Consider the following 15,618-nt stretch of genomic DNA (forward strand, 5'->3'; position numbering starts at 1 on the left):
GGACAGGGACATGCGTGCGGGCCCGGGAACGTGTCGGCGTGGTGCCGGTGTGCTCACAGAACCCGGCCGGCGGTCAGGCAGGCCAGCCAGAGCACGGCGTTGATCAGGAGCGGCACGTCCGTGAGCACGTCCTGCCCGGGTTCGCCGCCGCTGCGGTCCACCGCCAGCAACTGCGCGTACCGGCACAGGGCGAAGACGGCGAACGGCACGGTGACGACGGCCAGTACGGAGCTGTGCGGATGCGGCGCGGAGAGGACGAACAGTTCGTAGCTGATCAGCGTGGCCGCCAGCAGCACGGCCATGAGCTGGTCGAGAAGCGGGACCGAGTAGCCGGAGAGGGCGGGCCGCTGCGCCGCCGCCTGCCCCCGGAGGGTCGCCGTCTCCAGTTCGTGCCGCCGCTTGCCGAGCGACATCAGCAGACAGGTGCAGTACACGCAGATGATCAGGGCGGGGTTGAACGGCGCCGCCACCACGAGGCAGCCCGCGACGGCCCGCAGCACGAACCCCGTGGCGACGACGCTGACGTCGACCAGCGGATAGTGCTTCAGCACCAGGCAGTACGCCAGGTTGAGCACCGCGTACCCGCCGACGGCCGCCTGCGCGGGCAGGGGCAGGAGCGCTCCGCCGGCCGCCAGCGTCGCCAGGCAGCCCGCGCCCAGCAGCAGCGCGCCCAGCGGTCCGACCTTCCCGGAGGCCAGCGGACGGTGCCGCTTGACGGGGTGCAGCCGGTCCTGCTCCCGGTCGAGCCAGTCGTTGAGGACGTAGACCGCCGCGGACGCCGCCGTGAACGTGACGACCGTCGCCAGCGCCCAGGCCAGATGCCGCAGGACCGCCGCCGGGTCCACCGCGAGCGGCGCGATGAGCACGAAGACGTTCTTCACCCACTGGCGGGGGCGCAGCAGCACCAGCGCCGCGGGTATGCGCGTCCGGGGTGCCGCGACGGGGGACGGGCCGTCCTCCGTCGGAGCGTGCGCGCCGTTCCCGGAGCGGACGGATTCCGGGACCAGCGGCACGGGCGGCACGGCCTGCCGCTGACCGGGCACGGCGGGCGCGGCCGGGCCGCGCCGTTCCCCCACGGTGTCCCCGCCGCCGGGCCGCTTCACGACCGGCTGCCGCTCAGGAGCTGCCGGAACGCCTCTTCGTGCGCGTCGAGGAAGGCGTCGCCGCCGAAGAGCTTCGTCGCCGCCTCCCGTCCGGCGTCCCGGTCCTCGGCCGGCATCCGGGCCAGCTCCACGATCGCCTCGCGCAGGGCGTCCGGGTCGCGCGGCGGTACGAGCCGGCCGAAGCCCGTGGCCGCCACCGGGTAGCGGGAGCCGGGGAGTTCGGTGCTCACGGGCGGGATGCCCGCCATCATCGCCTCGACCTGGACGATGCCGAACGACTCCGAGATCGACGGCAGCGCGAACACGTCGATCGACGCGTAGAAGTCCCGTACGGCCTCGCCGCGCAGCAGCCCCGTGAAGCGGATGCGCGAGTCGTCGCCGGCCTCGGCCCGCAACTGGTCGATGTTGCTGCCGCCCGCGACGGTGGCGTAGTCACCCGCGATCAGCAGCCGCGCGTCGGGGTCGTCGTGGGAGCGGAAGGCGCGGATGAGGTACTCGATGCCCTTGTCCACGGTGATCCGGCCCATGAAGCCGACGTGCAGCCCGTCGCCGTCCCGCATCCTGGGCGTACCGCCGTTGCGGTCCACACACGGGGAGGAGATGGGTGCCAGGCGGCGGCGCCGGATCGTCGGCCAGATGCGCGAACCGTGCGCCTGGTCCTCGCTGTTGGTGATGACGAGGTCCGCCTTGCGTACCGCCGACTTGCAGGTCTGGTCGACGGCCCACATCCCGAAGCGGTTCACCGGGTTGTCGGGCAGGAAGACGTCGATGTGGTACGTCACGACCAGCCGGGCCCGGCGCCTGAGCGCGGCGACGAACCCTGCCTCGGGATTGGGCAGATGCATGTGCAGGATGTCGGAGCGCGCCGCGAGCCGCCCTGCCAGCAGCGGGAGTTGGGGACTGACGAAGCCCCGGCTGATCTTCGCGAGTACCGGCGCCCGGAAGACGTGGACGCCGTTGACGACCTCGTACCGGGCGAGCGCGGGATCGTGCTGGTAGCAGGCGACCGCGACCTTCCAGCCGCGCGCGGCGAGCCCTTCGGCGGTGAGCCGTGCGGCCTCCGTCAGCCCGCTGACGTACGGCGTGTAGTAGTCGAGCATCACCGTCACGTCGAACCTGTCGGGTTGCAGCACGGTGTTCCCTTCCTTCGTCGTGGATGTGGCCGGGAGTGGTGCGGTGCGGTGCGGTGTGCGGGGCTGACGTCAACGGGCGTGCGCGGAGGGCTCCTTGCGCGGGACGACCAGGCGGATCCTCTGAGCCGTGTGGTCCGAGAGGGATTCGCCGCCACGCAGCCGGTAGTCGGAGACCGCCAGGTCGCCGTTAGTGAACAGCCAGTCGAAACGCCACAGTTGAGGCAGTACGCGCCACTCCCGGGGCAGTGAGCAGGAGCCCTCGCAGGCGGGCCAGGTGCGGGCGGGAAGCAGGGAGCCGCCCGGGTCGTGCGGCCGCATGCCCGCGCCGAGCGGGTAGTGGTCCATCCATGCCGCGTTGAAGTCGCCGGCCACCAGCGCCGGGTGGGAGTTGCCGCGCAGATCCGCGCGCAGCCTGCGCAGCTCCCTGGTCCACCAGTCCTCCTGGAACTCGGAGGCCTGGCGGAACCGGTCCCACCCGTACCGGAGGTCGCAGGGCCGGAAGCGGATCGGCAGATGCACGTTGTAGAAGGAGACCGTGCGCCCGCCCGCGCGGATGTCGGTGCGCTGGGACTTCGACCCCTTCCAGTACCAGTCCTCGCCCTCGGACGGGACGCGCTGGTTCGGCGCCGCGACGACGGGCAGCCGGGTCAGGGTGAGCAACTCGCCCTGCACGAGCAGCCGGTAGCCGGGGAACTCCGCGCGCAGGCGGGCCTTGTCGTCGATGAGGACCGGGCTGGTGCACACCTGCTGCTCGTCGCGGTTCGTGTAGTTCCAGTTGAGGTATTCGTGCAGGAGGTACACGTCGGCGTCCTGGCGGCGCAGGTAGTCGTAGAAGGCGTCCTTGTCGTGGGCCGCCATCTGCCAGTAGTCCGCGGACCAGGCGAAGACCTTGACCTCCGTGCCCCGGGCGCTGTCCGAGGCGGTGCCCGTCCATCCGAAGCCGGCCAGGTGCGCCCCGGCCAGCAGCAGGAGTACCAGGACCACGGAGAGCCATCTGCGCACCGGCCTCGCGAACGGTACGGCTGCGAGCATCAGCAGGGGCACGACCACAGCGGTCAGCGGCGGGACGATCTCGACGACGAGCCACGGCTGCCAGCGGCCGATGAGCGTGACGTGCAGGACGAACAGGGCCGTCCAGAACGCCGTGCCCGCCACCAGCAGCCGCGTCCCCCAGCACCAGCGGCGGCCAGCCGCCTCCGGCTCCTCCGCCGGACCAGGGTCCGCCCGCTCCGGCTCCCGCTCTGCCTCTTGTGCGGGCTCCGGTGCCGGCTCCTGTGCGGGCTCCGGGGCGGCGTCCCGATCCGTGGCCCCGTCGGCCGCCGTGCGTGCGGACGAGCCGCCGGCCGGTGGGCCGGAGGCGGCCATCAGAAGAACACCTTCGCGAGTCCGAGAACCCCCTGCTTCCACGGGTCCGTACTGGTCCGTCCGGCGCTCTTGCCCGCCGGGGCGTCCGCGGCCGCCTCACGCTGCGTGCGCCACCACTCGAACGTACGGAGCACGGCGTCCTGATTGGACATCTGCGGACGGAACCCCAGCTTGTCGCGGACCTTGTCGACGCTGACGTACGAGTCGGCGAGCAGCTTGGAGACCAGCCGGCCGTACACGGGCGACAGCTTCGTCCGCTCCAGCGTGCGCAGCACGGCGACCGCGGGGCCCGCGGGCATCGGCACCACACGGCGGCCGTGCCCGGCCGCGTCCAGCACGCACTGGAAGTCCTCGCGCAGCGTGCCGAATTCGGCGGCGGCGATGTTGTACGTGTCGCAGGCCACGTCGTCCGGGGCGCGCAGCACCTCCAGCAGCGCGTCCACGAGGTCGTCGAGTCCGAGCATCTGGATACGGACGTCGCCCTTGCCGAGCACCGGGAAGTGCCGTCCCTCCTCGGCCCATTGGAAGAGCATGTCGAACAGGCCCATCCGGCCCGGCCCCACGAACGTCTTGGGCCGGATCACCGGCAGGCACATCCCGTCCGCCCGGAAGCGCTCGGCCACCTCCTCCGCCGCCGCCTTCGCGCGGCTGTACGGGTCGACGGGCTCGCGCGGGTGCTCCTCGGGCGTCGGCACCAGCTTCGGCAGCCCGTACACGGCGGTGGACGAGACGTGCACCACCCGCGGCACCGCCGCGGCGCGGGCGGCCTCCAGCACCGTGGTGGTGCCGTCGACGACGATCGACCGGATGTCGGCCTCGGGATAGCTGGGCAGCGCGGAGGCGCAGTGCACGACGGCGTCCGCGCCCTCGAACGCCTCGGCGAGCGCCCGCGGATCACGGATGTCGCCCGTGAACGCCTTCAGCCCGGGCTTCGTGGCCACTTCCCGCAGGTCGAACGCGCGGAGCTGGGCGCCCGCCTCCAGCAGCCGGTCCACGAGACGGCCGCCGAGCACACCGGCCGCGCCGGTCACGGCGACGTGTACGGGCAGGCCGGGGCGGTCGGGGAGGCCGGGTAAGCCCGAACTCTCCGGCGACGGGCGGTCGTCGGGGACCTCGGCGTCCTTCACCACGAGCTCACCCGCTCGCGTACGAAGCGGGCGAGCAGCCGGTTCATTCCGTCGCCGAGCGTCGCGTCCAGGGCCTCCAGGAACCGCTCGGCGTCCTCGGGCTCCGCCACCAGCGGCGGGCTCACGACCAGCGGGCTCCGGCCGTTGAGGGTGTTGTAGGTGTACACGTCGTGCTTGCGGTACAGGGTGTGGATCACCGCGGCGGTGACGATCTTCGTACGGATCAGCGGGTCCTTGGCCAGATCGCCCGCCGGCAGCTTGCCGATGAGGTCCAGCACCTTCGGGCCGCCGGAGAGGAAGACCCCGAACAGCGCGCCCGCACCGCGTACTTCGGAGATCAGTTGCGGGTACTTACCGCGGAGCGTCTCCAGTCCGGGGCGGAGCACGGCCTCCAGCGCGCGGGCGCGTGCCGGATAGTCGTCCTCGACCGCCACGGCGACCGCCTCGATGGCGGTCGCGGTCTCCTCGCCGAAGCCGTAGTACGTGGTACTCGTGCTCTGCATCATGGCGTCGGCCATGTTGTCGTAGGCCTTGCGGAACACCGGTTCGCGCGCCACGTACGCGGAGACGGAGGACTTGCCGCCGCCGAACGACTTCGAGGTCGTCACCACGTCCGGCACCAGGCCCTCGTACCGAGTGAAGTAGAACATGCTGCCGGTCTTGCCCCAGCCGGTGTAGATCTCGTCGAAGATCAGGACGATGTCCTCGGCGGTGCACAACTCGCGCAGCTCACGCAGGAATCGCTCCGAGCACCAGCGGATCGTGGACGCGCTGAACGGTTCGATCAGCAGCGCGTACACGTCGCTGCGTCCGCGCTCGCCGCGGGACTCCTCGATCACCCTGCGGACGGACGCGATGTCGCCGTACTCGAAGGTGCGGATGCCGGGGATCGTGGGGAACGCGAAGTTGTTCTGCGCGCTGCCCGTGAGCCCGCCGGAACCGAGCAGCTTGCCGTGGAAGCTGCAGTCCGCGCGCAGGATCGTCTGCCGCTTCCCGTCGTGGTACTTGTACGCGAGCTTGACGGCGCCCTCGACGGCCTCCGCCCCGGAGTTGGGCAGGAAGGAACGTTTCAGGTCGCCGGGGAGGAGCGCCGCGAGGTTGTGCCCCAGCGCGGCCAGGTACGGCGAGAAGTAGGTCTTGTGCACCTCCATGCGCCGCTGCTCCTGGAAGCGCCGGCGGGCGGCGATGATGCGCGGGTGGTTGTGCCCGTGGTTGAGGACACCGACGCCGCCGGTGAAGTCCAGGATGCTGCGGCCGTCACGTGTGTGGACGTAGGCGCCCTCGGCGTGGTCGACGAGCTCCCGGCCGAAGCCGAAGGACGTCATCAGCCGGACCTGGCTCTTGTTGATGTACGTGCGGTACAGGTCGTGTACGTGCTCGACGTCCAGCTTCTCGGCCTCTTCGAGGCTGATCAGGTCTGCCATGCGTCCTTCCGATCGACGTTGTGGAGGCTCCGGCAGCCGCGGCAGGCGTCAGTCCCTGACCCCCGCTGTGGCTGCGGCCCTCGTCCGCGGGATTCGGATCCGGCGTCACCCGTTCGACGGGCCGGGATCCGCGCAGGCCGGTCGTCCCGGCTGCCGTCCCCACGCTCGCGGCCGCCGCTCCTACCGCCGCGTCTTCCGGACGGTCTCGCGGAGTTGCGGCCCCGGGCGTCGGAGAACCCCGTGTGCCTGCGGCTGGATGTGCCCCCGTTCCCGTGTCCCTCGGCCCCGGGTTTGTGACCGGGCGTCCGCGGACGAAGGTTCTCGCCGCGCCTCGGAGGTATGCGGCTCGTTTCCCCTTTGCGGACGCCTCAGTTGAGCACAGGGCCGCTGTCAGAAACCTCGCAGACGGTGACAGGCCCGTGACAGTGAGATGACTGCGTCACCAGCCCGCGCCGGACGCTGCCGCACCGGGAGAAACTCCTGCTCAGGCAGCATCCGGGAGCCGGCTCCCCGACGGCGGCTGCGGCCCGCTCACACACCTGCCGTGGCTGCTCCGACCGGCCCGTCCGGCATGAGGCAGGGGTGCGACAGGCGGGGACGCGGACCCTGGCGTGCGGGGCGCCTCTCCCGTGAGGGCGGACAGGGGCGCGTCGTCACCGGGTAACGGTCTCCTCGCGCCGGTCAGGCGCGGCGTATGCCAGGCAGGAGCCCGCGACACTGTGCTCTCCCCCGGCGGTTCCCGACTCTCCGCGGAATACCGCAGCGCTCGGCGGGTGTTCACGGGCACACCCGGACCCGTCTACGTCCTGGCGGGCGCGGCCGGGAACGGCCAGAGCAAGGCCTGCCCCCAACGGTCCCGATCGCCACAAGGGGCGACGGGTCTCACGTGGCGCCCGGAGCACGCCCCGGGGCACCAGGTTCCCGCGGGCGCGGCCGGGACCGGCCTGCCCGCAGCGGCCCGCCTCCCGCGCCCGGGCACACGAGCGTGCCTCCGCGCGCCGCCCCGGCACTTCGTCGGGGCGCCGTCCGCCTTACCGGGCGGGCGCGATGCCGGTCAGCACCGAGGCTCCGCCGTACCGGCCGCCCTGCGCCCGGGGGGAGACGAGGCCCACCCTGTGGCTTCCGATCCAGTCGCCCCAGTGTTTACGCAGGTTGAAGAAGCCCCACAGGACGGTCGGGAGCCGCCACGCGATGGTGTACTCGCCGACCTCGAACGCGAGCCGGACGGCAGCCATCAGGTTGGCGCGCTCCGTCTCGCACCACCGCAGCGCCTCCTCGTACGAGGAGAAGGCGACGGGTTCGCACCCCTCCTCGGGCGGGTCGGGCGGACGGTGCTGGTGGCCGGGGTTGAGGATCCGCACGGCCGCGTAGGAGGTGTGCATGTACCAGGACAGGACCCGGTGCAGCGCGGCCAGCCGGGTCCGCTCGCTCTCCTCCGCCTCGGCGAGTTCGGCCGCGTACAGCCGCATCAGGTCGTGGAACCGGTACCGGTACCGGCTTGTCCGCTCCAGCAGGCCACGGTCCGCCAGACCCTCCAGCAGCCGCCGCGTCCGGTCCGCGCCGGCGCCGATGAGCACGGCCGCCGCCTCGGTGCCGATGTCGGGCCCGGGGTGCAGGCCGAGGACGCGGAACGCGCCGGCGGTGGCCGCGTCGAGTGCGTCGTAGGACCAGGAGAAGACACCGCGAACCGCTGCGGTCTCGTCGTCGCCGACACTGAGCACGTCCAGCCGGTTCCGCTCCACGGCGAGCTCAGCGACGAGGTCGTGCAGCGGAACGGAGCGCCCGGTCCCCGGACCCGTCCGGCCGCCCGGGCCGGACAGGAGCTGGATGCGTTCGGCGGCCAGCGCCAGGGCAAGGGGCATGTGAGCGCACAGACCGGCGAGTTGCGCGGCGGTGTCCGGCTCGGCGGCGATCCGGTCCTCCCCCAGGACACCGGCGAGCAGGGTGACGGACTCCTCGACGGACAGGCAGTCGAGGCTGATGCGGTAGGCGCCCTGCCGCACGGACAAGCCGCGTAACTGCCTGCGGCTGGTGACCAGGACCAGGCAGTGCGAACCGGGCAGCAGCGGACGCACCTGCGCGGAGTCGCGCGCGTTGTCCAGCAGGACGAGCACCCGCCGGTCGGCCAGGGTGCTGCGCAACAGCGCGGAGCGGCCGTCCAGTTCCGGCGGGATCTGCTGCGCGGGGACGCCCAGCGCTTGCAGGAACATCTCCAGGACCGCGGTGGGCTCCACGGGAGCGCCCATGCCGTAGCCGCGGAGATCGGCGTAGAGCTGCCCGTCGGGAAAACGGTCGCGCACGCGGTGCGCCCAGTGCACCGCCAGGGTGGTCTTGCCGGCTCCCGCCGCCCCGTCGACCACGGCGATCGCCGACTTCCGCGCGGACTGGCCCCCTTGGGCGGGCAGCAGGCCGTCCAGGGTGGCCAGCTCTTCGGTGCGGCCGGTGAAAGAGGGGATGCCCGGCGGAAGCTGCTGTGGGCGTATCGGAGGCGACTGCACATGTGGATCGACGGTGGGACGGACGATCGTGGCGGCGACCGGCTCCTGCTCACCCGCACCGCCGGCGGGGGCGGGAGCGCCACCGGACGGGGAGGGAGCCGCACCGCCGTCGAGTATGGACCGGAGCAGTTCCCGCAGCTCGTCGCTGGGGTCGAGCGCAAGCTCGTCCCGGAGGACCGAGAGGACCTGCTGGTACGCCTCCAGGGCCTCGGCGCGGCGGCCGCACCGGTGCAGGGCCAGGATCAGACGCTGCCAGCTCGCCTCGTGCAGCGGGTGGGCGGCCGTCAGTTCGCGCAGCTCGGGAATCAGTTCATGGTGCCGGCCCGCCGCCAACTCGAGGTCGATGCGGCACATCTGGGCGCTCAGCCATTCCTCGTTCAGCCGGGGCACGACCTCGCGGTCCAGCCACGGGGAGGCCACGTCGGCGAACGGGTCGCCCCTGCGGAGCGCCAGCGCTTCGCGCAGCAGAACGAGCTTCTGGCCGGAGTCGTCTCCGGCGGCTTCCGCGCGGCGGACGAGATCCCGGAACCGCAGCAGGTCCACGCCGTCGACCGATACCGCCAGGGCATACCCGCCGGGTCTCGTCTGCACCAGCTCGGGGCAGAGGAGGCGGCGCAGCCGTCTCACGCAGGTGTGCAGCGCACCCCGCGCCCGCTCCACCGGGGTGTCCGCCCATAATCGGTCGATCAGGGTGTCGCTGGAGACGACCTCGTTGGGGGACATCACCAGGCACGACAGGAGCACCCGTAAGCGCCCGGTGGGTAACTGCACCAGCCGCTTCCCGTGGCCCACCTCGAGTGGCCCGAGAACCCGGAAGTCGAAGTCCTTGCACACCGCCGCCTCTGCAGGCGGGGCCGAAACCGATGAGCGCATAGAGCGGAACCCCTGTCCCCCGTGACCTGTGGCAGTGTATGGCTCGGCGCTGACGTCTGCCCGTGAGTTACCACAACTGGATCTACGGGCTGGATCCAGGGTTCGGGTGCCTCAGCGGAGTCCGGCGAAGAGATCGTTCTCGGGCACGGCCGCTCCGGTGGCGTCCTTGACGCGTACGAAGGTCTCCATGCCCATCAGCTCGCCGAACTTCTCCTTGCCCATCCTGAGGAAGAAGATGTTCTCGCCCTGACTGGCGTGCGCGGCCAGCGCGTCGAACTTCTGGCCGCTGAACGGGGTGGTGTCCACCCACGTGGTGATCTCGTCGTCGGGGAGGCCGATCTCGGCGATCGCGGCGGCCTCGGCGGAGTCCGGCTCCGGCACGTCCCCGCCGTACTCGCGCATGACCTCCCCGAACCTCCGCATCATCGAGTGGGGCATCGTCGTCCAGTACGTCTTCGGTGTCAGCGAGGTCGTCTCCAGCGCCGCCATAGTGATGCGGTGGGCCTGGATGTGGTCGGGGTGGCCGTAGAAGCCGTTCTCGTCGTAAGTGACGACCACGTCGGGACGGTAGTGCTCCATGAGCCGCGCCAGCCGTGCGGCGCCCTCCTCGACGGGGGTGTTCCAGAAGGAACCGGGGGCGTCGTTGCTCGGCCAGCCCGCCATCCCCGAGTCGGCGTAGTCCAGCGTCTCCAGGTCGCTGATCTTCAGGACCTCGCAGCTCGCCTCGAGTTCCTGGCGCCGCATCAGGACGACTGCCGCGGGGTCGTGCCGGGGGTCGCCCGGCTTGACTCCTCCCGGTCCGTCACCGCAACCGCCGTCGGTGCATGTCACGAGGACCGTGCGGATGCCCTCCGCCGCGTACCGCGCGAGGACGCCCCCGGTTCCGGTGGCCTCGTCGTCGGGGTGGGCGTGTACTGCCATGAGCGTCAAGGGCCGGTCAGCCATGTCACAGTCCTCCTGCCGAATTCGTCCCTGCCCGAGTGGACGGGGACGTACCGCGATCCTGGGGCCCGGGTCCTTGCGGGCGGACGACCGTGCGGTCTCCGTGCGTCCCGCCCTGGCGGCGCGGGCCCCGTCGATGCAACCGCGCCGACCCGACCGGCTGTTCCCGGCGCGGCGGCTTACTCGGGCGGGGCGCGTTCAGCGCCGGTACGTCATCGACTTGAAGGACTCGGTCTGCCGGCGGATGCCTTCCTCGGTGGGCAGCCGCTCGATCGAGCTGGCCCCGAAGAAACCGACGACCCCCGTAGTGCGGGCGAGGACGTACTGCGCGTCCTCCGGCTCCGCGATGGGGCCGCCGTGGCAGAGGACCAGGATGTCGGGGTTGACGGCGACCGCGGCGTCCCGCATCGCCTGGATCCGTTCGACGCATTCGTCGAGTGTGAGCGCGGTGCTCGCGCCGATGGTGCCCTTCGTCGTGAGGCCCATGTGGGGGACGAGGACGTCGGCCCCGGCCCGGGCCATGGCGGCCGCCTGCGCGTCGTCGAATACGTACGGGGCGGTCAGCAGCCCGCGCTCGTGAGCGGCGGCGATCATGTCGACCTCCATGGCGAAGCTCATCCCGGTCTCTTCGAGGTTCTGCCGGAAGACGCCGTCGATCAGTCCCACCGTGGGGAAGTTCTGCACACCGGCGAAGCCGGCTGCCTTGATCTGGTCGAGGTAGCGGCCCATGACCCGGAACGGGTCGGTCCCGTTGACGCCCGCGAGGACGGGAGTGTCCTCGACCACCGGGAGCACCTCGTCCGCCATCTCCATGACGATGGCGTTCGCGTCGCCGTACGCGAGCAGGCCCGCGAGCGAGCCGCGTCCGGCCATGCGGTAGCGGCCGGAGTTGTAGATGATGAGCAGGTCGATCCCGCCTGCCTCCGCCGACTTGGCGGACAGGCCGGTGCCGGCGCCGGCGCCGATGATCGGACGCCCTTGCGCCGCAGTGGCCTTCAGCCGCCGCAGTGCCGTCTCGCGGTCCACGTCGCTCTTCCTCTCTGCAGCCGGTTCCAGGCCGGTCCACAACGCAGGTTCCATGCGGGTCCGACGCGGGCTCCGTACGGGTTCCAGCGGTCCCCGTGCTCCGCGTCCTCGTACACGTGTGGGTCTTCCCCTCACACGGCTCCGGTGATCAGTTCGTCGAGGCGCCGGGCGGCGTCGCGCCCGAATCCCGGCGCGTTGATGTGCGCGTCCACCTCGACGATCTCGGCCCGCGACCCGGCGAGCGCGCCACGCAGCGCGGAGAAGAGAGCCTCGTCGGCGACGGCGTCCCGGAACGGACCGCCGTCCTCGTCGATGCCGCTCAGCCCGCGCAGCGGCAAGAGAACGGAGACCGGTCCGTGCCCGCCGGCGAGCTTCGCGCCGATGCGCCGGCCCAGTTCGGCGCTCTCCTCCGGCGTGGTCCGCATCAGGGTCACCGTCGGATTGTGGACCAGGAACCTGCGGTCCCCGAACTCGGCGGGCACCGCCTCGCGGGGGCCGAAGTTGACCATGTCGAGCGCGCCGAGCGAGACGACCTGCGGGACGCCCGTCGCAGCCGCGGCCTCCAGCCGGCGGGGGCCCGCGCTCAGGACGCCGCCGACCAGGTCGTCGGCGAGTTCTGTCGTCGTCAGGTCGAGGACCCCGGCGAGCCGCCCATCGCGCACGAGCTTCTCCATCGCGCGCCCGCCGGCGCCGGTGGCGTGGAAGACCAGCGGCTCGTAGCCGAGGCGCACCAGCTCCTCCCGCGCCTCGTCGACGGCGGGGGTGGTCAGACCGAACATCGACAGGCCGACGGCCGGCCGCCGCTCGCCCTCGCTCCCCGGTGCGGAGCCCCGGGCCTCGTGCTCCGCGGCCATGGCGGCGATCGCCGCGGCGGCGTTGCCGAAGATCTGCCCGGAGACCGAGTTGACTCCGGCCACGTCGACGACGGCGTGCATCATCGTCACGTCCGCCTCGCCGACGTACGGGGAGACGTCGCCCGAGGCCATCGTCGAGACCAGCAGCTTCGGGACGCCGACCGGAAGTGCCCGCATGGCCCGGGAGACCACGGACGAGCCGCCGGAGCCGCCGAGGCCCAGCACCCCGTCCAGCCGGCCCTCCGCGTACAGCCTCAGGACGACCGCGGCCGCCCCGGCGGCCATCACCTCCATGGCCGCGCCGCGGTCACCGGCGTCGCGCAGAGCCGCGAGGTCGCCGCCACCGGCGCGCGCCACCTCCTCGGCTGCCACGTCCGCCCCGGACGCGCGCGCTTCCGAGAACGAGCCGACGTCGACGGTCACCGTGTCCGCCCCGTGCGCGAGCACGCGGTCCGACACCCATGCGTACTCCTCACCCTTGGTGTCCATCGTGCCGATGAGAACGACCGTGGCCATCCAGCCCGCCTCCTCTTCCCTGTCCCTCGCTCACTCTGCCGCCCCGGAATGTCCCGGCACCTGACGCCGCAGGACCCCTGCGGGGCCGGCTCTGTTCGCGGACTGCCCGGCCCACTGAAACTACCGGCGTGGGCCCCGCTCGCCCAGGTGCGCTTCCCGGCCGCTCCCCCTTCCTGTTTGCCCTCGCCGCCGCGGGGGGACCGGCACAAGTCCGTGCCGCTCTGCGGGCCGGCGCCACGTCGATGGACGCGAGGGAGACCGATGACGGACCGGACATGTGAAGTGTGGGGCGAGACGGCGCCGTTCGCGCCGGGCGAGCGGTGGCCTGCACGCGCTGACAGCTATCTGACAGTGGACGAGGAACTCGTCGACCGGTGGGTCCGCTCCGCCTGCGTGCTGTGCTCGAACGGCTGCGGGATGGACATCGCCGTGCACGACGGGCGCATGGTCGGCGTCCGCGGGCGGACAGCCGACAGGGTCAACCACGGACGTCTCGGCCCCAAGGGCCTCTACGGCTGGCAGGCCAACCACTCCCCCGACCGGCTGACCCGGCCCCTGATCCGCGGCGCTGGAGGCGAGCTGGCGCCCTGCGACTGGGACACGGCCATGAACGCGGTGGCCGGCCGGTCGAGGAAGGTCATGGCGGAACAGGGGCCGTCCGCGATGGCCTTCTACACCAGCGGCCAGCTCTTCGCAGAGGAGTACTACGCGCAGGCCGTCATCGCCCGAGGGGGCATCGGCACCAACCACCTCGACGGCAACACCCGCCTCTGCACCGCCACCGCGGAATGGGCCCTCATCGAGAGTTTCGGAAGCGACGGCAACCCCGGCTCGTACACGGACATCGACCTGTGCGACGGCCTGTTCCTCATGGGGCACAACGTGGCCGAGACGCAGACCGTGCTGTGGGCCCGGATGCGCGACCGGCTCCGCGGCCCGGACAGGCCCCGCCTCGTCGTGGCCGATCCCCGGTCGACTGCGCCCGCCCGCGAGGCGGACGTTCACCTGCCGGTCCGCCCCGGTACGAACGTGGCGCTCCTCAACGCCCTGCTCCACGAGGTCGTCGCGCACGGCTGGACCGACCGGCGCTGGATCGACGCCCATACCGTCGGCTACGAGGAGCTGGCGGCGCTCGTCGCGGAGTACACGCCCGAACGCGCGGCCGGGATCTGCGGCGTGCCCGCGTCGGACATCCGCGAGGCCGCCCGCATCCTGGGAACGGCCGAACGCCTTGTCTCCACGGTGCTGCAGGGCGTCTACCAGTCCCATCAGGCCACTGCCGCCGCCGTCCAGGTCAACAACCTCCATCTCCTGCGCGGCATGATCGGAAGGCCCGGCTGCTCGGTCTTCCAGATGAACGGCCAGCCCACAGCGCAGAACACGCGTGAGACGGGCGCCGACGGCACTCTGCCCGCCTTCCGCAACTGGCAGAACGAGACGCACGTCGCCCAGCTCGCCGAGGCGTGGAACGTCGACGTGGGGCAGATCCCGCACGAGGGATCCCCGACTCACATCATGGAGATCCTTCGCCTGTGCGCGGAAGGCAGCGTCAGGTTCCTCTGGGTGACCGGCACCAACCCGGCCGTGTCCCTGCCGGAACTGCACCGTGTGCGCTCCGTGCTGAGCCGGGACGACCTGTTCCTCGTCGTCTCCGACGCCTTTCCCACAGAGACCACGGCGCTCGCCGACGTCGTACTCCCCGCGGCGCTCTGGGGCGAGAAGACAGGCTGCTACACCAACGCCGACCGCACTCTCCACCTCTCCGAGAAGGCCGTGGAACCGCCCGGCGAGGCCCGTTCCGACTTCGAGATCCTGCTGGACTACGCGACGCGCATGCAGCTGAAGAACAACAGCGGTGCTCCTTTGCTGAACTGGAGCCGTCCGCAGGACGCCTGGGAGTCGTTCTGCGAACTGACCCGCGGCACTCTGTGCGACCAGAGCGCCGCGACATACGGCAAGCTGCGCTCCTCCGACGGCATCCAGTGGCCCTGCACCGCGAGCGCCCCGGACGGCACCGAACGCCTCTACACGGACCATCGTTTCGCCACGGCGGCCGGTGAATGCGAGGACTTCGGGCACGACGTGGTGACGGGAGCACAGAACCAGCCCGGGGAGTACCGCGATCACGATCCGGACGGACGCGCCGTGATCAAGTCCGCTCCCTACCTGGAACCGCGGGAGCAGACCTCCACCGGCTATCCGCTGCGCCTCGCCACCGGGAGAAGGGTCCACCACTGGCATACGCGCACCAAGACGGCCAGGGTCCCGCAGCTGAACGCGGCCGCACCCGGTCCGTACGTGCAGATGTCGGTGGAGGACGCCGGGCAGCTGGGCGTCCGGGACGGCGACATGGTCCGCGTAAGCTCCCCGCACGGGACCGTCGAGGCCGTCGCGACGGTCGGCGGGGCCCGTCCGGGCACGGTCTTCGTCCCGTTCCACTACGGCGACTTCGACCAGCCGGAAGGGGACACCCGGATGCGGGCGGCCAACGCCCTCACCCACACCGAGTGGGACCCCGTCTCGAAGCAGCCGCTTTACAAGGTGACCCCCGTCCGCGTCGAGAAGATCACGCCGACCGCGGACGGCGGTTCGTGACAGCGAGCCGGGCCGCACGGCAGCCGGGAGGCCGGGCTGACCGGCCGGGCGGGGAGGCGCCGCCTCTCCGGGCCGTGGGCCGCTTGATCCGTACGGGCCGCCGCGTGGTGTACGGGAGCGGCAGCAGGGGACTCGTCCCGTACGAGAGCAGGAGAGGCATTC

General features: G+C 71.8%; 10 protein-coding genes. 1 reads left to right on the plus strand and 9 read right to left on the minus strand.

All coding sequences use genetic code 11. The features are described from left to right. Positions 1–53: 53 nt before the first annotated feature. The 9 genes from IEY56_RS18330 to IEY56_RS18370 all read right to left on the minus strand — a co-directional run bounded on the left by IEY56_RS18330 (position 54) and on the right by IEY56_RS18370 (position 12,861). Positions 54–1,103, minus strand: a complete 1,050-nt coding sequence (locus tag IEY56_RS18330; RefSeq protein ID WP_189038320.1) for a UbiA prenyltransferase family protein — start codon at positions 1,101–1,103, stop codon at positions 54–56. Further along, entirely contained in the window at positions 1,100–2,236 is a 1,137-nt protein-coding gene (locus IEY56_RS18335) for a glycosyltransferase (RefSeq protein ID WP_229712002.1), read from the minus strand. Before IEY56_RS18335 ends, IEY56_RS18330 begins: the two co-directional genes overlap by 4 nt. A 69-nt stretch (positions 2,237–2,305) precedes the next feature. Beyond that, on the minus strand, positions 2,306–3,601 hold the full coding sequence (locus tag IEY56_RS18340) for a hypothetical protein (protein WP_189038321.1): 1,296 nt from the start codon (positions 3,599–3,601) through the stop codon (positions 2,306–2,308). After that, complete coding sequence (locus IEY56_RS18345; RefSeq protein WP_373292120.1) at positions 3,601–4,731, minus strand: NAD-dependent epimerase/dehydratase family protein; 1,131 nt, start codon at positions 4,729–4,731, stop codon at positions 3,601–3,603. Before IEY56_RS18345 ends, IEY56_RS18340 begins: the two co-directional genes overlap by 1 nt. Then, a complete protein-coding gene (locus tag IEY56_RS18350) occupies positions 4,725–6,152 on the minus strand; it encodes an aspartate aminotransferase family protein (RefSeq protein ID WP_189038322.1) in 1,428 nt (475 codons plus the stop codon). Before IEY56_RS18350 ends, IEY56_RS18345 begins: the two co-directional genes overlap by 7 nt. A gap of 1,031 nt (positions 6,153–7,183) precedes the next feature. Further along, positions 7,184–9,421 carry an AfsR/SARP family transcriptional regulator gene (locus IEY56_RS18355; protein ID WP_189038323.1) on the minus strand — a complete coding sequence of 746 codons (2,238 nt, stop codon included), beginning with the start codon at positions 9,419–9,421 and terminating at the stop codon, positions 7,184–7,186. A 213-nt stretch (positions 9,422–9,634) separates the two neighbouring features. After that, positions 9,635–10,468: a PIG-L family deacetylase gene (locus IEY56_RS18360; protein WP_189038324.1), complete on the minus strand. Its 834-nt coding sequence runs from the start codon at positions 10,466–10,468 to the stop codon at positions 9,635–9,637. A 195-nt stretch (positions 10,469–10,663) separates the two neighbouring features. After that, complete coding sequence (locus IEY56_RS18365) at positions 10,664–11,491, minus strand: phosphoenolpyruvate hydrolase family protein (protein ID WP_229712003.1); 828 nt, start codon at positions 11,489–11,491, stop codon at positions 10,664–10,666. Positions 11,492–11,622: 131 nt separating this feature from the next. Next, entirely contained in the window at positions 11,623–12,861 is a 1,239-nt protein-coding gene (locus IEY56_RS18370; RefSeq protein ID WP_189038326.1) for a Tm-1-like ATP-binding domain-containing protein, read from the minus strand. Positions 12,862–13,122: 261 nt separating this feature from the next. Here IEY56_RS18370 and IEY56_RS18375 point away from each other — a divergent pair, with 261 nt between their 5' ends. Continuing rightward, the gene (locus IEY56_RS18375) at positions 13,123–15,456 is read left to right on the plus strand and encodes a molybdopterin oxidoreductase family protein (protein ID WP_189038327.1); all 2,334 of its coding nucleotides are present in this window, start codon (positions 13,123–13,125) and stop codon (positions 15,454–15,456) included. Positions 15,457–15,618: the final 162 nt, after the last annotated feature.

It is taken from the genome of Streptomyces daqingensis (assembly GCF_014645895.1).
Taxonomy (GTDB): domain Bacteria; phylum Actinomycetota; class Actinomycetes; order Streptomycetales; family Streptomycetaceae; genus Streptomyces; species Streptomyces daqingensis.